At 61.2% G+C, this 20,968-nt stretch carries 16 protein-coding genes; 12 read left to right on the top strand and 4 right to left on the bottom strand.

All coding sequences use genetic code 11. The annotated features are described in order from the left end of the window. The 4 genes from flgC (at position 1) to AB4N98_RS19245 (ending at position 3,737) form a co-directional block, all read left to right on the top strand. Positions 1 to 444 (top strand): flagellar basal body rod protein FlgC, encoded by a 444-nt coding sequence (gene flgC / locus AB4N98_RS19230; RefSeq protein WP_003175632.1) that lies wholly within the window; start codon positions 1 to 3, stop codon positions 442 to 444. A 16-nt stretch (positions 445 to 460) separates the two neighbouring features. Further along, on the top strand, positions 461 to 1,186 hold the full coding sequence (gene flgD / locus AB4N98_RS19235) for a flagellar hook assembly protein FlgD (protein ID WP_017529462.1): 726 nt from the start codon (positions 461 to 463) through the stop codon (positions 1,184 to 1,186). A 31-nt stretch (positions 1,187 to 1,217) separates the two neighbouring features. After that, a complete protein-coding gene (flgE, locus tag AB4N98_RS19240) occupies positions 1,218 to 2,531 on the top strand; it encodes a flagellar hook protein FlgE (protein ID WP_017529463.1) in 1,314 nt (437 codons plus the stop codon). 147 nt (positions 2,532 to 2,678) lie between these two features. Beyond that, positions 2,679 to 3,737, top strand: a complete 1,059-nt coding sequence (locus AB4N98_RS19245; protein ID WP_068937451.1) for a hypothetical protein — start codon at positions 2,679 to 2,681, stop codon at positions 3,735 to 3,737. A 96-nt stretch (positions 3,738 to 3,833) separates the two neighbouring features. Here AB4N98_RS19245 and AB4N98_RS19250 read toward each other — a convergent pair whose 3' ends face one another. Next, positions 3,834 to 6,725 (bottom strand): ribonucleoside-diphosphate reductase subunit alpha, encoded by a 2,892-nt coding sequence (locus AB4N98_RS19250; RefSeq protein ID WP_017529465.1) that lies wholly within the window; start codon positions 6,723 to 6,725, stop codon positions 3,834 to 3,836. A 585-nt stretch (positions 6,726 to 7,310) separates the two neighbouring features. On the opposite strand from AB4N98_RS19250, the gene AB4N98_RS19255 reads away from it, so the two are divergent. Next, a complete protein-coding gene (locus tag AB4N98_RS19255) occupies positions 7,311 to 8,036 on the top strand; it encodes a response regulator (RefSeq protein WP_017529466.1) in 726 nt (241 codons plus the stop codon). Next, positions 8,033 to 9,643, top strand: a complete 1,611-nt coding sequence (locus AB4N98_RS19260) for an ATP-binding protein (RefSeq protein ID WP_017529467.1) — start codon at positions 8,033 to 8,035, stop codon at positions 9,641 to 9,643. Before AB4N98_RS19255 ends, AB4N98_RS19260 begins: the two co-directional genes overlap by 4 nt. A gap of 64 nt (positions 9,644 to 9,707) precedes the next feature. On the opposite strand, the gene AB4N98_RS19265 is transcribed toward AB4N98_RS19260, so the two are convergent. Next, entirely contained in the window at positions 9,708 to 10,424 is a 717-nt protein-coding gene (locus AB4N98_RS19265; RefSeq protein ID WP_065876823.1) for a 4'-phosphopantetheinyl transferase family protein, read from the bottom strand. Positions 10,425 to 10,542: 118 nt separating this feature from the next. Here AB4N98_RS19265 and AB4N98_RS19270 point away from each other — a divergent pair, with 118 nt between their 5' ends. The 3 genes from AB4N98_RS19270 to AB4N98_RS19280 are packed head-to-tail and all read left to right on the top strand — an operon-like array spanning position 10,543 to position 12,890. After that, positions 10,543 to 10,851, top strand: coding sequence for a hypothetical protein (locus AB4N98_RS19270; RefSeq protein ID WP_017529469.1), 309 nt, complete (start codon positions 10,543 to 10,545; stop codon positions 10,849 to 10,851). Positions 10,852 to 10,869: 18 nt separating this feature from the next. Next, on the top strand, positions 10,870 to 11,547 hold the full coding sequence (locus AB4N98_RS19275; RefSeq protein WP_010208358.1) for a response regulator: 678 nt from the start codon (positions 10,870 to 10,872) through the stop codon (positions 11,545 to 11,547). Further along, a complete protein-coding gene (locus tag AB4N98_RS19280) occupies positions 11,544 to 12,890 on the top strand; it encodes an ATP-binding protein (RefSeq protein WP_017529471.1) in 1,347 nt (448 codons plus the stop codon). The genes AB4N98_RS19275 and AB4N98_RS19280 overlap by 4 nt, the downstream gene beginning before the upstream one ends. 118 nt (positions 12,891 to 13,008) lie before the next feature. On the opposite strand, the gene AB4N98_RS19285 is transcribed toward AB4N98_RS19280, so the two are convergent. Continuing rightward, complete coding sequence (locus tag AB4N98_RS19285) at positions 13,009 to 14,007, bottom strand: AraC family transcriptional regulator (RefSeq protein ID WP_017529472.1); 999 nt, start codon at positions 14,005 to 14,007, stop codon at positions 13,009 to 13,011. Between the two features lie 338 nt (positions 14,008 to 14,345). Between AB4N98_RS19285 and AB4N98_RS19290 the strand changes: the two genes are divergently transcribed. The 3 genes from AB4N98_RS19290 to AB4N98_RS19300 all read left to right on the top strand — a co-directional run bounded on the left by AB4N98_RS19290 (position 14,346) and on the right by AB4N98_RS19300 (position 17,384). Continuing rightward, positions 14,346 to 15,677: a dicarboxylate/amino acid:cation symporter gene (locus AB4N98_RS19290; RefSeq protein ID WP_017529473.1), complete on the top strand. Its 1,332-nt coding sequence runs from the start codon at positions 14,346 to 14,348 to the stop codon at positions 15,675 to 15,677. A 145-nt stretch (positions 15,678 to 15,822) separates the two neighbouring features. Continuing rightward, positions 15,823 to 16,809, top strand: coding sequence for an XdhC family protein (locus tag AB4N98_RS19295; protein ID WP_065876822.1), 987 nt, complete (start codon positions 15,823 to 15,825; stop codon positions 16,807 to 16,809). Then, positions 16,806 to 17,384, top strand: a complete 579-nt coding sequence (locus AB4N98_RS19300) for a nucleotidyltransferase family protein (protein WP_068937868.1) — start codon at positions 16,806 to 16,808, stop codon at positions 17,382 to 17,384. Before AB4N98_RS19295 ends, AB4N98_RS19300 begins: the two co-directional genes overlap by 4 nt. 62 nt (positions 17,385 to 17,446) lie before the next feature. On the opposite strand, the gene rne is transcribed toward AB4N98_RS19300, so the two are convergent. Beyond that, a complete protein-coding gene (gene rne / locus AB4N98_RS19305; protein ID WP_135196852.1) occupies positions 17,447 to 20,659 on the bottom strand; it encodes a ribonuclease E in 3,213 nt (1,070 codons plus the stop codon). Positions 20,660 to 20,968: the final 309 nt, after the last annotated feature.

Genomic DNA, 20,968 nt, shown 5'->3' on the forward strand with positions numbered 1-20,968 from the left:
ATGTCCCTGTCCAGTGTTTTCAATATTGCCGGCAGTGGCATGAGCGCCCAGACCACGCGCCTCAACACCGTCGCCAGTAACATCGCCAACGCCGAGACTGTGTCTTCGAGCATTGACCAAACCTATCGCGCCCGGCACCCGGTGTTCGCCACCATGTTCCAGGCCGGCCAGAACGGTGGCAGCGATTCGTTGTTCCAGGAACAGGACGCCGCCGGCAAAGGCGTGCAGGTACTCGGTGTGGTCGAAGACCAGAGCAACCTCGAAGCGCGCTACGAGCCTAACCACCCGGCAGCGAACGAAAAAGGCTACGTGTATTACCCGAACGTCAACGTGGTCGAGGAGATGGCCGACATGATCTCCGCCAGCCGCTCGTTCCAGACCAACGCGGAAATGATGAACACCGCCAAAACCATGATGCAAAAGGTCCTGACCCTGGGTCAGTGATAAGGGGCGCCAAATAATGGCCATCGTTGATACGTCTAACAACACGGCAGTCCAGGACCTGTTCAATTCCAAGGTCAAGACTGCAACGGACAACAGCAGCCTGGGTGATGCTTCCAAGACCGCGACGGGCAACCAGTCGCTGGGCAAGGACGCGTTCCTGCAACTGCTGGTGACCCAACTGAAAAACCAGAACCCGCTGTCACCCCAGGACAACGGTGCATTCGTGGCCCAGCTGGCGCAGTTCAGCAGCCTCGAAGGCATCAACACCCTGAACGACTCGGTGAATAACATCTCCAGCAACTTCAGCTCCTCGCAAGCGCTGCAGGCTTCTTCGCTGGTCGGGCGTTCGATCATCACCCAGACCGACAAGGCCCTGGTGGATACCAGCAAGAGCATGACCGGCTCGGTGGCCGTGACCGCGGCGACGGGTAACGTCACCGTCAAGATCACCGACAAAGACGGCAACCTGGTGCGCACCCTCGATTTGGGCGCCCAGAGTGCCGGTACGTCGGACTTTATCTGGGATGGCAAGAACGGCAACGGCGAGGTCGCCCCAGCCGGCACCTACACCTTTGCGGCCACGACCAAGAATGACAAGGGCGACGCAGTGGCCCTGGCAACATCGCTGCCGGCAACCGTGACCAGCGTGACGTTGAGCAAGACCGGCGGCGAAATGCTGCTGAACCTTGCAGGTGGCATGGGCAGCGTGAAGCTGTCGCAAATTCAGACTATTGGTACATAGAGCCGGCTAGATACGGCAGAGGGAGAGAAACATGTCTTTTAACATCGGCCTTAGCGGCCTCTATGCGGCCAATAAACAACTGGACGTGACCGGCAACAACATCGCCAACGTCGCGACCACCGGCTTCAAGTCGTCCCGTGCGGAATTCTCCGACATCTATGCCGCGTCCAAACTGGGTACCGGCCAGAACAGCATCGGCAACGGCGTGAACCTGGCGGCGGTGTCCCAGCAATTCACCCAGGGTGACGTCAACGGCAGCGGCGGTATCCTGGACATGGCGATCCAGGGTGGTGGCTTCTTCGTGCAGAAGGGCAGCGACGGTTCGCTGGAGTACACTCGCAGCGGTGCCTTCCGTGCCGACAAAGACGGCTATATCACCAACAACACCGGTACCTCGCGTTTGCAAGGCTATGCGGCGGACGATGACGGCAAAATCATCAAGGGTGGCCTGACCGACCTGCAACTGAACCTGTCGAACCTGCCGCCGAAGGCGTCCACCAAGGTGGATTCCACCAGTAACCTGAACTCCTCGGAGCCGGTGATCAACCAGACGCTCAAGCCATTCGACCCGACGGATACCAGTACTTTCACCACCCAATACAGCACCACCTTGTACGACGCCCAAGGCAATGCGCACCCGATGGTGCAATACCTGGTGAAAACCGACGGCAACAAGTGGAACGCCTATACGCTGATTGATGGGCGCAACCCTAACGGTTCGTCACCAACGGGCGGTACGCCACCCACTCCGCCTGTGCCTTCGACCCTGACCTTTGACGGCTATGGCAAGCTCACCAGCATCGTCACCGCCGGCGCGTCCAGCACGACGCTGACCTTGACCGGTTGGGTGCCAGGTACCGTGACCAATGGCGTCTGGAAAGCCAACGGCGCGGATGCCAACCCTGACGGCATCGCCATCAACATGGCGAACATCACCCAGTACAACTCGGCCACCTACCGCAACCCACCGATCACCGACGGCTATGCCACCGGCCAGATCACCGGCCTGAAAATCGACGGCAGCGGCGTGTTGTTCGCCACGTTCAGCAACCAGCAGAGCAAGGCCATCGGCCAGATCTCCCTGGCCAGCTTCAACAACGAGCAGGGCCTGCAGCCAGCCGGCAGCACCACTTGGAGAGAGACGTTCGCTTCGGGCCAGCCGGGTTACGACACCCCGCAATCCGGTACCTTGGGTTCGATCGTGGCCAACTCCCTGGAGAACTCCAACGTCAACCTGACCAACGAGCTGGTGGACCTGATCAAGGCCCAGAGCAACTACCAGGCCAACGCCAAGACTATCTCCACCCAGAGCACCATCATGCAGACCATCATTCAGATGACTTGATGCCATGGCGTAATGCGCTTGACTGAAAACCCCTCGATCGAGGGGTTTTTTTTGCCCTGACAAACGTCGTCTGGAACGTCCTACGCCCTGAATGCCACCCATGAAGCCGGAAGCTATCGAGCTTGTGACCTTGGGTGGGGAATAACAATGGGAAATCAGTGGGGGATGGGTCGCAGCGAGGCCGGCGTGCATTTTGACGCGGGAGCGGCACAGTTCTATTTGAGCGGCAAAGGCGCGACACACGCGATCAACGAAGACCGGGACGCAAAAAATAAGGAGGCCGTCGCACAACTGCTCAAGGAGCTTGATGACGCGCACAGTACCGGCAAAAACCAGACTGTCCGGGAATTGCGCGACAGGCTCAATGAAAAACGCACAGCATTGGGGGACGACACGTTCAAGAAAATCCTTGAGCAACTCAAGGAAGAACGCTCCAAGCGATGGCTGGAGCTTTTAAAGATGCTGTTTCCGGACCTGTTTCCGGATACGCCTGCCCCTTCTCCGGCACCACCATCGCCTAGGGATGGCGGTGGCGGCGGTGATTTTCCCGGTCGCGGCGGCTTCGGTCCCAGTGAGTCGATGAGCAACAAGCCGATTACCGAAGGCTCACGGCATCACCACTACAAGCCCGACACGAGCAACCCCGGGAAAAAGCCGGACAATATCTGGAGTGGCTTCAGGCAGGGGCCTGACGGCAATTGCGTGACTGTATCGGCGATAAAGGCGGCGATGATGCGGTATGGGCAAAAACCTACGGACATTTTCAAAGACGTTAAGGCGTTGGGCCACGGCTACGAGGTGACCATGCGTGATGGCTTCAAGCTTTCTCTGTCCAATGACGAGGTGAGGCAGGCGGCCATTCATGCGCGTTTCAAGGGCGATGACCCGGCAATGATGACGGATGCCAACTTCATGTATGCCGCGAGCGCCAAGCGGGCGCAGATGGAAAACAATGACGGTACTGCTGGGCGCAGTTTCCAGGCGGCCATGAACAGCCTCAACGATGGCGAACACTCGCGTGAAGGGCTGGACCGTTTGGGTTTGAGAGGGTTCTACAGGCAGACAACCGTTGCTGATTTGAGAAACAGCAAGGTGGGCACCGTGGAGTTCGGTGGCCATTCGATGGCCGTGATTGATGGCCGGATTGAGTTGTGGGGCAAGCGCGGCGGCATGCCTCAATCAGGTATCGCGACCGTATTGTTTTAAATCGCGAGCGCTTTTCACCCAGCAAAAGAAAGCCCCCGATACGCCGTAAGCCTATCGGGGGCTTTCAACTTGGGTGGTTAACCCAATGGGCTCAGCTTATTGGCAAGCTTCGCAATCCGGCTCGTCAATCGCGCAGGCTTTTGGCACGGGTGCCGGGCCGGCTGGAGCAGCCAGAACCGAATCATCACCATGGTTGCCGCTGGACACTGCGTTCAGCTTGCCGGTGTTGATGGTCGACTTCTCGGTGCTGGTCGCTGCCAGGGCACGGAGGTAGTAAGTGGTTTTCAGACCACGGTACCAGGCCATGCGGTAGGTCACGTCAAGCTTCTTGCCCGAAGCGCCGGCGATGTACAGGTTCAGGGACTGCGCCTGGTCGATCCACTTCTGACGACGGCTGGCGGCGTCAACGATCCACTTGGTGTCCACTTCGAATGCAGTCGCGTAGAGCTCTTTGAGCTCCTGCGGGATGCGCTCGATCTGCTGCACGGAACCGTCGTAGTACTTGAGGTCGTTGATCATCACCGAGTCCCACAGGCCGCGAGCTTTCAGGTCGCGAACCAGGTACGGGTTGATCACGGTGAATTCGCCCGACAGGTTCGATTTCACATACAGGTTCTGGTAGGTCGGTTCGATCGACTGCGATACGCCGGTGATGTTGGCGATGGTCGCGGTCGGCGCGATGGCCATGATGTTGGAGTTACGAATACCTTTCTGCACACGGGCACGTACCGGTGCCCAGTCCAGGGTTTCGTTCAGGTCGACATCGATGTACTTCTGGCCACGGGCTTCGATCAGGATCTGTTGCGAATCCAGCGGCAGGATGCCCTTGGACCACAGCGAACCCTGGAACGTCTCGTAGGCGCCGCGCTCGTCGGCCAGGTCGCAGGAGGCCTGGATCGCGTAGTAGCTGACCGCTTCCATGGACTTGTCGGCGAACTCGACCGCCGCATCCGAACCGTACGGAATGTGCTGCAGGTACAAAGCGTCCTGGAAGCCCATGATGCCCAAGCCGACCGGACGGTGCTTGAAGTTGGAGTTCTGCGCCTGCGGCACCGAGTAGTAGTTGATGTCGATCACGTTATCGAGCATGCGTACGGCGGTGTTGACAGTGCGTTCCAGCTTGGCGGTGTCCAGCTTGCCGTTGACGATGTGGTTCGGCAGGTTGATCGAGCCCAGGTTGCAAACGGCGATCTCGTCCTTGTTGGTGTTCAAGGTGATCTCGGTGCACAGGTTCGAGCTGTGGACCACGCCCACGTGCTGCTGCGGGCTGCGCAGGTTGCATGGGTCTTTGAAGGTCAGCCATGGGTGGCCGGTTTCGAACAGCATGGACAGCATCTTGCGCCACAGGTCTTTGGCCTGGATGGTCTTGAACAGCTTGACCTTGCCTGGGTACTCGGTGAGGGCTTCGTAGTACTCGTAGCGCTCTTCGAAGGCTTTGCCGGTCAGGTCGTGCAGGTCCGGCACTTCGGATGGCGAGAACAGGGTCCACTTGCCGTCATCGAAGACACGCTTCATGAACAGGTCGGGGATCCAGTTGGCGGTGTTCATGTCGTGGGTACGACGACGGTCATCACCGGTGTTCTTGCGCAGCTCGATGAACTCTTCGATGTCCATGTGCCAGGTTTCCAGGTAGGCACACACCGCGCCTTTGCGCTTGCCGCCCTGGTTGACCGCAACGGCGGTGTCGTTCACGACTTTGAGGAACGGTACGACGCCCTGGGACTTGCCGTTGGTGCCCTTGATGTAGGAACCCAGTGCACGTACCGGGGTCCAGTCGTTGCCCAGGCCACCGGCGAATTTGGACAGCATGGCGTTGTCGTGGATCGCGTGGTAGATGCCCGACAGGTCATCCGGCACGGTGGTCAGGTAGCAGCTCGACAGCTGTGGGCGCAGGGTACCGGCGTTGAACAGGGTCGGGGTCGACGACATGTAGTCGAAGGACGACAGCAGGTTGTAGAACTCGATCGCACGGTCTTCCTTGTGCTTCTCTTCGATGGCCAGGCCCATGGCCACGCGCATGAAGAACACCTGCGGCAGTTCGAAACGGATACCGTCCTTGTGGATGAAATAACGGTCGTAAAGCGTTTGCAGGCCCAGGTAGGTGAATTGCTGGTCACGCTCGTGGTTGATCGCCTTGCCGAGTTTTTCCAGGTCGAAGGTGGCCAGGACCGGGTTGAGCAATTCGAATTCGATACCCTTGGCGATGTAGGCAGGCAGGGCCTTGGCGTACAGGTCGGCCATTTCGTGATGGGTGGCGCTGTCGGCCACGCCCAGGAAGCCCAGGCCTTCGGCACGCAGGGTGTCCATCAGCAGGCGCGCGGTGACGAACGAGTAGTTCGGCTCGCGTTCAACCAGGGTACGGGCGGTCATCACCAGGGCGGTGTTGACGTCGGTCAGGGCCACGCCGTCGTATAGGTTCTTCAGGGTTTCGCGCTGGATCAGGTCACCGTCGACTTCTTCCAGGCCTTCGCAGGCCTCGGTGATGATGGTGTTCAGGCGGCCCAGGTCCAGCGGCGCAAAGCTGCCGTCGGCCAGGGTGATGCGGATCGAGGGGTGGGCTTGCACGGCTTCGGCGGCCGGTGCGTGCACGGCACGTTCCTTGGCGCGCGAATCGCGGTAGATCACGTAGTCGCGGGCGACTTTCTGCTCGCCGGCACGCATCAGGGCCAGTTCGACCTGGTCCTGGATTTCTTCGATGTGGATGGTGCCGCCCGACGGCATGCGACGCTTGAAGGTCGCGGTGACCTGTTCGGTCAGGCGGGCAACGGTGTCGTGGATGCGCGACGAAGCGGCAGCGGTGCCGCCTTCAACTGCGAGAAACGCTTTGGTGATGGCGACGGTGATTTTGTCATCGGTGTAAGGAACGACAGTGCCGTTACGCTTGATCACACGCAATTGGCCAGGTGCGGTAGCGGACAGATCCATATTCGAATCAGCGGCCTGCGGCACGGAGCCCTGCGGGTTCTCGCGAGTTGTGTCGGTTTGCATGGGGGGTTGTCTCCACGTTCTATATTTGATTGCGAGTGCCAGGCTCTTCCTGCAACACCCGTACCGTTTTCCATATCGGGATGGAGAAACAGGTGCCATCCGCGTGAGCGGTTTGGTCTACTGAAAATCGGTTGGTTCCACGCTGTGTCAGCAATAAAACGCTTGAATTTCGTGCCACTTGTGTGGTTGGGCAATTTGTTCAAAAACCCTACATGTAGGGTCTGTGTTGTCGCCGAGCTACAAGATAATGCGTTTTGGACGCCTTAGCAACGCACTAACCTGTGGATAACGCTGTGAGTAAAATGTGTATGAAAGGTGGAACTGCCGTGTAGGCCGCATCACTGCTGCATTGCGCCGTTTGTCACTAAATGTTCCAAGGACCAAACAGCCCGGCGAATTTCGAAGGGCGCGAACCCTATCACAAAAAAATGCGATCACCGAATGGATTTCCCGGCTTGTGCGCAAGGGTTGGGGCATGGCTACAATCGCCTCCTTTTATGCCTTCCCAACATGACAAACAGGGTATCTGCCTGGTGAAGACCAACCTGTGGGAGGGGGCATTTTTTATAACAATGAGGACAACGCATGGAGCAAGAAGCCTGGCACATATTGATTGTCGAGGACGACCAGCGATTGGCCGAGTTGACCCGCGAGTACCTGGAGAGCAACGGCCTGCGCGTGTCGGTCGAAGGTGACGGCGCCCTGGCCGCGGCGCGGATCATCGCCGAGCAACCGGACCTGGTGATCCTCGACCTGATGCTGCCCGGTGAAGACGGCCTGAGCATCTGCCGTAAGGTGCGCGAACGCTATGACGGCGTGATCCTGATGCTTACCGCGCGCACCGACGACATGGACCAGGTGCTCGGCCTGGACATGGGCGCCGACGACTACGTATGCAAACCCGTGCGCCCGCGCCTGTTGCTGGCGCGCATCCAGGCCTTGCTACGGCGCAGCGAGCCGGTCGAGCCCGTGGCGGTGGAAAACCAGCGCCGCCTGCAATTCGGCCCGTTGGTGGTGGACAACGCCCTGCGCGAAGCCTGGCTGCATGACAGCGGCATCGAACTGACCAGCGCCGAATTCGACCTGTTGTGGCTACTGGTGGCGAATGCCGGGCGCATTCTGTCCCGCGAAGAAATCTTTATCGCCCTGCGTGGCGTCGGCTATGACGGTCAGGATCGCTCCATTGATGTGCGCATTTCGCGCATTCGCCCCAAAATCGGCGACGACCCGATTCACCCGCGCCTGATCAAGACCATCCGCAGCAAAGGCTACCTGTTCGTCCCCGAAGCCTGCGCCGACATGCCGCTGTGAACTCGATCTTCCTGCGCATCTACGGCGGCATGTGCGCGGCGCTGATTCTGGTGGCGCTGCTCGGTGTGCTGGCCCTGCACTTGCTCAACGAGGTGCGCAGCGGCCAGTACCGCGAACGCCTGGCCCATGGCACCTTCGCCTTGATGGGCGACAACCTGCGCCCCATGAGCGCCATCGAGCGTCAGCGCGCGTTGGCGGTATGGGAGCGTTTGCTGGGCATTCCGCTGGAACTGCGCAGCCTCACCGACGCCCAGCTGGACCTCAGCCAGCGCAATCGCCTGCAACGCGGCCACGTGCTGGTACAGCAGACCGGGCCCCATGCCGCCCGCGTGCTGCGCCTGGTCAGTGATAAAGAGCAGTGGGTGCTCACGGGGGAGGTGCAGCAGATCAGCGAGCAGCTGGCCCGTGCGACCATTTACCTGTTGGCCGACGAACTGGTGCGCTTTGCGGTGGCCGAGCAACCGCAACGGCTGGCGGATATAAAACAGGCCAAGGGCTTTGGCTTCGACATGCACTTGATGACACTCGATCAGGCGGACATGGACGATGACCAGCGTCGCCGTGTGTCGGAAGGCGATACGGTGATGGCCCTGGGCAAGGGCGGCGACTCGATCCGCGTGTTTGCCGGTATGGTCGGCACGCCCTGGGTGCTGGAGCTCGGCCCGTTGTACCAGATGAACCCGTATCCGCCGCAATGGCTGGTGCTGATCGCCTTGATCGGCCTGACCCTGATCGGCCTGATCGTCTATCTCTTGGTGCGTCAGCTCGAGCGTCGGCTGCGCGGCCTGGAAGCCGCCGCCACACGCATCGCCAAAGGCAATCTGGAGGTGCGGGTACCGGCCCGTGGCGCCGACTCGGTAGGGCGCCTGGCCGCGGCGTTCAATGGCATGGCCGAGCACTTGCAACAATTGCTGGCGATCCAGCGAGAACTGGTGCGCGCCGTGTCCCATGAACTGCGCACACCGGTGGCGCGCCTGCGTTTTGGGCTGGAGATGATTGGCGAAGCCGCCACCCCTGAAACGCGGCGCAAGTACCTGGACGGCATGGACAGTGATATCCAGGACCTCGACGGCCTGGTGGATGAAATGCTCACCTACGCCCGGCTTGAGCAGGGCGCGCCGGAGCTGAATTTCCAGCGGGTCGATCTTGATGCGTTGCTCGACCAAGTGATCGGCGAATTATCGCCACTGCGCCCGCAAGTGACCGTCGCCCGTGGGATCTGCCTGTCATCGGCGCATTGGGACGATGCCTGGGTCGACGCCGAACCGCGTTACCTGCACCGCGCCCTGCAAAACCTGGTGAGCAACGCCATGCGCCATGCCCAGGGCCAGGTGTTGATCAGTTATCAGGTCGGCCAGGTACGTTGCCGCATCGATGTGGAAGATGACGGCCCCGGTGTGCCGGAAAGTGCCTGGGAACGCATTTTTACGCCGTTCCTGCGTCTCGACGACAGCCGCACCCGCGCGTCCGGCGGGCATGGCCTGGGCTTGTCGATTGTGCGGCGGATTATTTACTGGCATGGCGGGCGGGCGCTGATCGGCAAGAGCAATAACCTGGGCGGGGCATGCTTCAGCCTGAGTTGGCCGAGGGATCAGGACAAGCCCTGACACCGCTGTCGAAGGTAGCCACAGATCACAGTGTGGGAGGGGGCTTGCTCCCAATAGCGATCGATCAGACGCCGACGGCCACCAGGCTCAACAACTGCCCATCAGCCACCGCAAACTGCCCAACCAGCTCCTTGCCGTGGCACCACTCGCTGGACAGGTCGATCAACAGCCGCAAGCGCACGTGCCCGGCCGGCGACCATTGCACCACCTCGGCATGCTCAAAGTAGAAGCGCGTCTGCACAATCGGATACAGCGCCTTGAACAGGCTCTCTTTGACCGAAAACGTCAGCGTCACCAACAGGGCCGCCTGCTCGCGGTCTACCGTGGCCATGCGCTGCAATTCATCAGCGGTGAGAATCTCCCCGGCCAGGCGCTCCGCCCGTTCTCGTGTCAGCACATTTTCCAGATCCATGCCCAGCCCGCGCCATTGGGCCTTGTGCCCGACAATCGCTGCCGCATGCCCGGTGCTGTGGGTGATCGAGCCACTGATATGCGAAGGCCATACCGGCGCACGGTCTTCGCCGATCGCGGGGATGCAGTTGAGGTGGTCGAGCTGTTGCAGTGCGGCGCGGGCACACACTCGACCGGCGAGAAACTCGGCCTGGCGCTTGGCCACCGAGCGCTGGATGCTCGGCGGTGGCGGCACGGCGCTGCGCTGGAAGTCCCCAGCGGTTAATAGCGCCGGGTCAAAACGGGTGCTGAGAAACACCGTGCCCGGCAAGGGAACGGGCAGCGGCCAATGGGCATCGAGTGGAGTGCAGCAAGCGGGTAGGGGCGTCATGGGGCGGTATTTTGCCGAGTTGCAGCGCCCGCGGATAGCCCGCGGCTGTTCAGGGGGAGTTCAGGGGCGTTTGCGTAGGCTGGTCACAACAGCCCAAACGCGTATGAGGTAACCCACCATGACTGCGATCAAAAAGCTGATGTTGGCCTTGACCCTGCTCAGTGCCACCGCCGGGGCCCAAGCCTCGGAAGGTGCCTTCGCCGAGTTCGGCAGGGAGAAAACCAAGAAAACCAGTAGCCTGATCCAGCGTGTGAGTTTCGAGGATGCAGGCAGCCAGCCCCAGCCTTGGGGCCAGGCCCTGGGGCTTGCTGCCCCGCAGCCAACCTACCGCGTCGGCTATGAACATCTGAGCGGCCGGTTCAATGGCATTAAACTGCGCCCGCAAGACCTGCAGGGCCGCTATGATGTCCTCCTGTCGGACAGTTGATTTGCTTTGGAGAGCCTTATGAAATTGCTGGTGGTGGAAGATGAGGCGCTGTTGCGTCATCACTTGTTTACCCGCCTGACCGACAGCGGCCATGTGGTCGAGGCTGTGGCGAATGCCGAAGAGGCGCTTTACCAGACCGGCCAATTCAACCACGACCTGGCGATCATCGACCTGGGCCTGCCCGGCATGGGCGGCCTGGACCTGATCCGCCAATTGCGCACCCAGGCCAAGACCTTCCCGATCCTGATCCTCACCGCACGCGGTAACTGGCAGGACAAGGTCGAAGGCCTGGCCGCCGGTGCCGACGACTATGTGGTCAAGCCGTTCCAGTTCGAAGAGCTGGAGGCGCGCATGAACGCCTTGCTGCGTCGCTCCAGCGGGTTTACCCAGTCGACCATCGTCGCCGGGCCTCTGCTGCTGGACCTCAACCGCAAGCAAGCGTCGCTCGACGAACAGCCCTTGGCATTGACCGCCTACGAATACCGCATCCTCGAATACCTGATGCGCCATCACCAGCAAGTCGTCGCCAAGGACCGCTTGATGGAACAGCTCTACCCCGATGATGACGAGCGTGATCCAAACGTCATTGAAGTGCTGGTCGGCCGCCTGCGCCGCAAATTGGAAGGCCCGGCCGGGTTCAAACCGATCGACACCGTGCGCGGCCTGGGCTACCTGTTCAATGAGCGCTGCCGTTGATTCGCTCGTTACGCGTGCGCTTGATGCTGGCGGCCACCACCCTGGCCGTGCTGTTTATGCTGGGCTTGTTGCCCGCCATGCAAGGTGCGTTCAGCCTGGCGTTGCAGGACTCTATCGAGCAGCGCCTGGCGTCGGATGTCACGACGTTGATCTCGGCCGCGCGGGTCGAAAACAATCGTCTGCTGATGCCGGCGCAATTGCCGGATGAGCGTTTCAACCTCACCGATAGCCGGTTGCTCGGCTATATCTACGACCGCGAAGGCCATCTGGTGTGGCGCTCGCGGGCGACCCGCGACGAAAACATCAACTACAAGCCGCGTTACGACGGGCGTGGCAATGAGTTTGCGCGGATCCGCGAGGCCGACGGCCAGGAATTCTTCGTCTATGACGTGGAGGTCAAGCTGCTTGGCGGCAAGAGCGCGGCGTTCAGTATCGTGGCCCTGCAACCGGTGCGTGAATACCAGCTGACCCTGGAGGGCCTGCGCGAGAACCTTTACCTGGGTTTCGGCGCGGCATTGCTGGTGCTACTGACCTTACTGTGGCTGGGCCTGACCTGGGGCCTGCAAGCCTTGCGGCGGTTGAGCCAGGAGTTGGACCAGATCGAGGGCGGCACCCGTGAAAGTCTCTCCGAACAACACCCCCGTGAATTACTGCGCCTTACCGGCTCCCTCAACCGCTTGCTGCACAGTGAACGCGAGCAGCGGGCGCGCTACCGCGATTCTCTGGACGACCTGGCCCATAGCCTGAAAACCCCGCTTGCGGTGTTGCAAGGCGTGAGCGAAGACATGGCCCAGCGCCCCGAGGACCGCGACCAGGCCTGGGTGCTGCAATCGCAGATCGAGCGCATGAGCCAGCAGATCAGCTATCAGCTCCAACGTGCCAGCTTGCGCAAAAGCGGCCTGGTGCGCCATCAGGTGCGCCTTGAACCGGTGCTGCAAAGCCTGTGCGATACGCTGGGCAAGGTGTACCGCGACAAGGGCGTCACGGTGTCTTTTGACTTGCCGCAGGCGTGCGACATACCAATCGAGAAGGGCGCCTTGCTCGAGTTGCTCGGCAACCTGCTGGAAAACGCCTACCGCCTGTGCCTGAGCGAAGTGCACATCAGCCTGGTAGAAAGCCTTGAAGGCATCGAGTTGTGCATCGAAGATGACGGCCCCGGCGTACCGCCGGATCAGCGCGCGCGGATTTTGCAGCGCGGCGAGCGGCTGGACCGCCAGCACCCTGGACAGGGGATTGGGCTGGCGGTGGTCAAGGACATCATCGAAAGCTACGGCGCGCGGCTGACCCTGGGCGATTCACCTTTGGGTGGGGCGGCGTTCAGGATTCATTTTCCGGCTGTTTGATCCTTATGGGCTGTAAAGGCCTCATCGGGGGCAAGCCCCTCCCACATTTTGATCTCTGAATACATTCAAGTGTGGGAGGGGGCTTGCCCCCGATGAGGCCCGGCCAGGCGACACATCTTTAACGCTCCTGCGCTCTGTAGGCCCCCGGCGTGAGCCCCGTCCACTTCTTGAACGCCCGATGAAACGCCGACGGTTCTGAAAAGCCCAACTGCTCGGCGATCGCTTGCAACGACAAATCCGCCCGGCCCAAGTGGTAGATGGCGATGTCCCGCCGCAGTTCGTCCTTGAGCGTCTGGAAACTGGTGCCTTCTTCGCGCAAATGCCGACGCAGGGTTTGCGGGCTGACGTGCAGGTGTTGGGCGACGGCTTCCAGATCCGGCCAGGGCGTGCGGTCGCGACTTAACAGACGACGCAACTGGCTGCTCAGGCTATCGCCTTCATCCGGGCGTGACAGCAGGTCGGCGGGGGAGCGTTCGAGAAAATGTTTGAGGGTGCGTTCGTCCTGCAACAGCGGCAGGCTCAAATAGCGGGCGGGAAACACAAGGCTGCTGTTCGGTGCACCGAACACCAGGGGGCAGGGGAACAGCAGGTCATATTCACTGGCGTGGGCGGGCATCGGGTAGCTGAACGTGGCCTGGTGCAGCCGGATGCGCTGGCCAATCAGCCAACTGCCCAGGCGATGCCAGATCACCAGCAGGCATTCGCTGAGAAAGTGGTCCGGGTCCCATAGGTGCGAGTCATCCAGGCTCAAGTGGGCCATTTCGCCATCTAGCGTCAGCTGCCAGCGCGGGCCTTGTGGGAATAGGCTATAAAATAATAAGCCGCGTTCCAGGGCCTTCTCCAGCGTGCGGCAGTGAATCAGCGCGTGGCACATCATGGCAAAGGTGCCGCGTTTGCTCGGGGCCTCGGCGAACCCCAGGTATTCGTCGTCCAGCCCCTGCCAGAGCATTTGCAGCAAGTGGGTAAATTGTTCCGGGGTGATGCGTGCACGCGCTTCGGTCAACAATTCAGGAGTGATGCCCACCTGCTGGAGCAGGCCCGAATAATCGTAACCGGCCCGACGCGCACCCCCGAGGGCAGCGCGGGCGTAGTGACTGGCGATGGTACGTTCACGCATGCGGGGCCCTCGTTGCGGAAGGCCAGAGGGTAGTCATTGACGAGCAGGGCAACAAGGCGGATATCCGCCAAATTGTAGGACGGGATCGGGCCGTGCGGCGGAAATCCGCCAACCGCTTCGGTGGCGGGAACCCTGCTTGGAAACCCTAAACCCTGATGTCTAAAGGCCTTTAGCGGATTTGCCGAAAGTGGCACGGCGTTTGCGATACACAAGACAGCGCAGGCTTAGTCCTACAGGCCTCGTAAACAACAAATCCCTCCAGTGCAGGAGGGTTCGCAATTCAAGTGCCGTGGGCAATGGCGGATATTTGCCCCATGGGACGTTTGAGGAATTTCGCAATGACGACTCGTCAGCCAATCTACAAATCCCTGTATTTCCAGGTGATCGTTGCAATCGTTATCGGTATTTTGCTGGGCCACTTCTACCCGCAGACCGGTGTGGCCCTCAAGCCGCTGGGTGACGGGTTTATCAAACTGATCAAAATGGTCATTGCGCCGATCATCTTCTGCACCGTTGTCAGCGGCATCGCCGGCATGCAGAGCATGAAATCGGTCGGCAAAACCGGCGGCTACGCGCTGCTGTACTTCGAAATCGTATCCACCATCGCCCTGCTGATCGGTCTGGTTGTCGTGAACGTTGTGCAACCGGGCGCCGGCATGCACATCGACGTGGCCACCCTGGACGCGTCCAAAGTCGCGGCTTACGTGACTGCCGGTAAAGACCAGAGCATCGTCGGCTTTATCCTCAACGTTATCCCGAACACCATTGTCGGCGCCTTCGCCAACGGCGACATCCTGCAAGTGCTGATGTTCTCGGTGATCTTCGGTTTCGCCCTGCACCGCCTGGGCGCCTACGGCAAGCCGGTACTGGACTTCATTGATCGCTTCGCCCACGTGATGTTCAACATCATCAACATGATCATGAAGCTTGCGCCGATCGGTGCCCTGGGTGCGATGGCGTTCACCATCGGTGCCTACGGTGTAGGTTCGCTGGTGCAACTGGGCCAGTTGATGATCTGCTTCTACATCACCTGCGTCCTGTTCGTGCTGGTGGTGCTGGGCGCCATCTGCCGCGCCCACGGCTTCAGTGTGATCAAACTGATCCGCTACATCCGTGAAGAGCTGTTGATCGTACTGGGTACTTCTTCTTCCGAATCCGCACTGCCACGCATGCTGATCAAGATGGAGCGTCTGGGCGCGAAGAAATCCGTGGTAGGCCTGGTGATCCCGACCGGCTACTCGTTCAACCTCGACGGTACCTCGATCTACCTGACCATGGCGGCCGTGTTCATCGCCCAGGCGACCGACACCCACATGGACATTACCCACCAGATCACCCTGCTGCTGGTGCTGCTGTTGTCCTCCAAAGGTGCTGCCGGCGTGACCGGTAGTGGTTTCATCGTACTGGCGGCAACCCTGTCGGCCGTCGGCCACCTGCCGGTTGCCGGCCTGGCGCTGATCCTGGGCATCGACCGCTTCATGTCCGAAGCCCGCGCACTGACCAACCTGGTGGGTAACGCAGTTGCCACTATCGTTGTGGCCAAGTGGGTCAAGGAACTGGACACCGACAAGCTGCAAAGCGAGCTGGCGTCCGGTGGTACCGGTATCTCCGAAACCCGCGAACTCGATGACCTGGGCGTGGCCGAAGGCCCTGCACCTGTGGTCAAGTAAACGACTGATGGCGTGAACTCACGCTAGCCGTCATCTGCAAACGCCCCGACTGGTTCGGGGCGTTTGCGTTTGTGCGCGGCCACTTTTGAATTCTTTTGCTTTACAGTAAATAAATATTTCAGCAACAACGCTGGCGGGAGGCGTGATGGACAGTGTGGATCTGAATGTCCTGCGCAGCGTGCTCGAATGGCGCCGCGCCGGGCAGCGAGTGGTGTTGTACAGCGTGGTGCAGACCTGGGGCAGTGCCCCGCGCCCACCGGGGGCGATGCTGGCCTTGCGCGGCGATGGGGTGGTGATTGGCTCGGTTTCGGGTGGGTGCATCGAGGATGACCTGATCGCGCGCCTGCAGGATGGCCGCTTACCCGCTGACGGCCCGCCCGTGCAATTGGTGACCTACGGCGTGACGCGCGATGAAGCGGCGCGTTTTGGCCTGCCTTGCGGCGGCACCCTGCGCCTGACCGAAGAGCGGGTGGATGACTGGGGTTGGGTCGAGGAATTGCTGGCGCGTTGTGAGGACCATCAAGTCGTCGCGCGCGAGCTGAACCTGGTCACCGGCGAAGTCACCTTGAGCAGCGCGAGCAAGACCGACGTGGTGAGCTTCGACGGTGAACGCTTGCGGGCCATCTACGGCCCGCGCTGGCGCCTACTGTTGATCGGTGCTGGGCAACTGTCGCGCTACGTGGCCGAAATGGCGCGTTTGCTGGATTTTGAAGTGTTGATCTGCGACCCGCGTGAAGAGTTTGTGTACGGCTGGGAAGAGCAACATGGTCGTTTTGTGCCGGGCATGCCTGATGAAGCGGTATTGAGTATCCAGACCGACGAGCGCACGGCCATTGTCTGCCTGACTCACGACCCGCGTCTGGACGATATGGCATTGCTGACTGCGTTGAATTCGAGTGCTTTTTACATCGGTGCGCTGGGGTCGCGGGTCAACACGCAAAAACGCCGGGAAACCCTCGCTGCATTAGGCTTATCGGCGGCGGCGATCGCGCGGTTGCACGGGCCGATTGGGTTGCATATCGGCAGCCACACACCGGCGGAAATCGCTCTGTCGCTACTGGCGGAAATTGTCGCGATCAAAAATGGCGTGGCGCCGATGCAGAAAAAACCCTTGCCGGTGGTGGTTGAGTGACGCTCGCCGCGATTGTGCTGGCGGCAGGGCAGGGCAGCCGGTTTCGCGCTGAAGCGGGGAGGGATCAGGATAAGTTGCTGGCGCCCTGCGTCGGCCGGGACGGCGTGACGCGGCCGGTGATCGAACAGGTGCTGGTGAATCTGCCGCAGGGGCTGGTGGAGCGCTGGGTGGTGACTTCGCCGGATCGTACGGCCGTTATTCAGTTGGCCAAAACGTATGGCTGCAAGGTCTTGTTGCTGCAATCGGCCGGCATGGGCCACAGCATTGCCGCAGGCGTCGCGGCCAGCGCTTCGGCGCAGGGCTGGTTGGTGGTGCTGGGGGATATGCCGTTTATTCAGGCCTCGACAATCGAGCGCGTGATGGAAGGTCTCGATAGCATCAACGTGCCCGTGCATGCCGGGCGATATGGGCATCCGGTCGCGTTTGCCCGCGCATTCGGGCCTGCCTTGATGGCATTGACCGGGGACCGTGGTGCCAAATCGCTGTTTGCGCAGGCTGCGCTGAAGGAAGTGCCGGTGGATGACCCCGGTGTGTCATGGGATGTGGATGTGCCCGCGTCGTTGGATTACCGCTAATCAGCAACCATAAAAAAGCCCCGCCTGATCACTCAGGCGGGGCTTTTTAGTGGCTCATGGAATCAGACGAGAGGTTTGGTCTCGTGTTCTTCTTCCTGGGCCTGGTGCTCTACCACTGCTTCAGCAGCGGCGTGCTCAACCACGGTTTCAGCAACCGGGGCTGGCGCCTCGACGGCTTCGACTACGGCTGGAGCAGCAGCAGCAGCAGCGGCGGCAGCGGCGGCTTCAGCTTCCTTGCGACGGCGACGCACTTCACGAGGGTCGTTCGGTGCGCGGCCGTTTTCGGTCAGGGCGCTGGCAGGGGGCGTTTCGACCACTGGCGCTTCAACTTCGGCGACGGCCGGCACTTCGACCGCTGGCGCAGGCTCGGCAACCACAACCGGAGCCGCTTCAACCACTTCGGCAACCGGTGCCGGCGCTTCTTCTACGACAGGCGCAGGCGCTGGGGCTTCAATCGGAGCGGCGGGCTCGGCAGCCCATTGGAAGGCGGTCTGTTCTTCACGAACTTCACGCACTGCCGGGGCGGCTTCTTCGGCAACCGGGGCTTGAGCCGCGACTTCAACCGGGGCTTCAACCACTGGCTGAGGTTCAACCACTGGAGCCGGTTCAACGGCAACCACTTCGGTTTCTGGCTGGGCGTCGCGAACCGGTGCCACTTCCACTTCCGGAACCACTGGGGCTTCGATCGGGGTGGTGGCTTCAACGACAGGTGCTTCAACTACGGGAGTCTCGGCAACAGGCGCTTCTACAGCAGCGGTTTCTTCGACAGCAGCCGTGGCGCGTTCAGCTTGCTCGTGAGCCTGGGCTTCAGCAGGTGCGCTGATGACCGAGCTGGCAACGGCAGCGGTAACGGCCAGCCCGGCAGCCAGTTCGGCGCCGGTCGGTTCGCTGGTGTGGGCTTGCGCGTTCTCGCCGGCTTCTTCCGAGCCTTCGATCACGTTGCCGTTGGCATCACGCTGACGCTCGCGACGGTTGCTGCGACGACGCTGGCCACGGGAGCGGCGGCGTGGACGGTCGCCTTCGGCGCCTTCCTGGCCATCTTCCTGCGAGTGCTCTTCACCGGTCAGCACTTCTTCTTCGCTGGCGGCAGCGGCTTGCTCGGCGCGTGGTTGACGCTCTTCACGCGCAGGGCGCGGCTGGCGCTCTTCACGTGGGGCGCGTTCTTCACGCGGCTGGCGGGCCGGGCGCTCTTCGGTAGTGGCGGCAGCGCCAGCAACGGCTGGCGCGGCGGCGTCCAGCGGCTCGCGCAGTTCACGCACGCGCTCTTCACGCTCGCCACGTGGCTTGCGGTCTTCACGTGGGGCGCGCGGGGTGCGGGGTGCGCGCTCTTCGCGGGGTGCACGTTCTTCACGGGCGACGGCCGGGGTGTCTTCACGGGCTTCGCGAGGCGCACGCTCTTCACGTGGCGCGCGATCTTCACGCGGTGCACGTTCTTCGCGAGGCTTGCGCTCTTCGTCACGGCGACCGTTGCGGTTACGGCTTTGCTGGCGACCGTTGCGACGCTCTTCGTTGCGTGCCGGGCGTTCGGATGCGGGTTTTTCAACCACTACCGGTGCCACAGGCTCTTCCTTGCTGGCGAACAGGCTGACCAGCGACTTCACCAGCCCTTTGAACAGGCTTGGCTCAGGCAGGGCGGCCGGCGCGGCAACCGGGGCTGCGACTTCAACCGGCACCGGTGCGTTGGCGCGGGCCGGCGCGGTCTTCACGGCTGCTTCCTGGCGAACCAGGGTGCGGGTCGCGGCAGCTGGCTGGACTTCTTCCACTTCGGCAGCTGCCGCGGCGATTTCATAGCTGGACTGGCCGCTGTGGGCTTCCGGGCTGTCATCACGCAGGCGCTGCACTTCGAAGTGCGGCGTTTCGAGGTGATCGTTCGGCAGGATCACGATACGGGCGCGGGTGCGCAGTTCGATCTTGGTGATCGAGTTGCGTTTTTCGTTGAGCAGGAAGGCTGCAACCGGGATCGGCACTTGCGCGCGGACTTCGGCGGTGCGGTCTTTCAGGGCTTCTTCTTCGATCAGGCGCAGGATCGCCAGGGACAGCGATTCAACGTCACGGATGATGCCGGTGCCGTTGCAGCGCGGGCAGACGATGCCGCTGCTCTCGCCCAGGGAAGGGCGCAGGCGCTGACGGGACATCTCCAGCAGGCCGAAGCGCGAGATGCGGCCGACCTGTACGCGGGCACGGTCAGCTTCCAGGCATTCGCGGACTTTCTCTTCCACGGCGCGCTGGTTCTTGGCGGGGGTCATGTCGATGAAGTCGATCACGATCAGGCCGCCGATGTCACGCAGACGCAGCTGGCGGGCGATTTCTTCAGCCGCTTCCAGGTTGGTCTGCAGGGCGGTTTCTTCGATGTCGCTACCCTTCGTGGCGCGCGCGGAGTTGATGTCGATGGACACCAGGGCTTCGGTCGGGTCGATCACGATGGAGCCGCCGGAAGGCAGTTCAACCACGCGCTGGAAGGCGGTTTCGATCTGGCTTTCGATCTGGAAACGGTTGAACAGCGGCACGCTGTCTTCGTACAGCTTGATCTTGCTGGCGTACTGCGGCATCACCTGGCGAATGAAGGTCAGGGCTTCGTCCTGGGCTTCAACGCTGTCGATCAGCACTTCGCCGATGTCCTGGCGCAGGTAATCGCGGATAGCGCGGATGATCACGTTGCTTTCCTGGTAGATCAGGAACGGCGCGGAACGATCCAGCGAGGCTTCTTTAATGGCGGTCCACAGTTGCAGCAGGTAGTCGAGGTCCCACTGCATTTCTTCGCTGCTGCGGCCCAGGCCCGCAGTGCGCACGATCAGGCCCATGTCGGCCGGTGCGATCAGGCCGTTCAGCGCTTCACGCAGTTCGTTGCGCTCTTCGCCTTCGATGCGACGGGAGATACCGCCGGCACGTGGGTTGTTCGGCATCAGCACCAGGTAACGGCCGGCCAGGCTGATGAAAGTGGTCAGGGCTGCACCCTTGTTGCCACGTTCTTCTTTTTCGACCTGAACGATGACTTCCTGGCCTTCGCTCAGGACGTCCTTGATATTCACGCGACCTTCAGGGGCTTTCTTGAAGTACTCGCGGGAGATTTCTTTGAGGGGCAGGAAGCCGTGGCGCTCGGAGCCGAAATCGACAAAGGCTGCCTCAAGGCTTGGTTCGATGCGAGTAATACGGCCTTTGTAGATGTTGGCCTTCTTTTGCTCGCGTGCACCGGACTCGATGTCTAGGTCGTAGAGGCGTTGGCCATCTACCAGTGCAACACGCAACTCTTCGGGTTGAGTTGCGTTAATCAGCATTCTTTTCATGTTGTACCGTCGGTTTCCGGGCTGCCGGAAACGGCGTTCGGCACACACGACTTCTCACGGTCGGTGTCAGGTGCGTCAAGAGTGGTTGGCCACTCCAGTGTCCAGCAAAGCCTGCCAATTGGGCGGGCATCGCGACGGACGCGTCCTGCTTGTTAGCGGTGGTGACAAAGGCACCACTTCAACAAAAGCTAAGGTCAGGAGGAGGAATCAACCGACGACTGTGGACGAGATGAAGCGTCTAAATATAAGCCTAGTGCTACACGGTCCGACGGTTGTGCATCTCCACCCTACACGTATCCC

It is taken from the genome of Pseudomonas sp. S3_E10, from assembly GCF_054667615.1.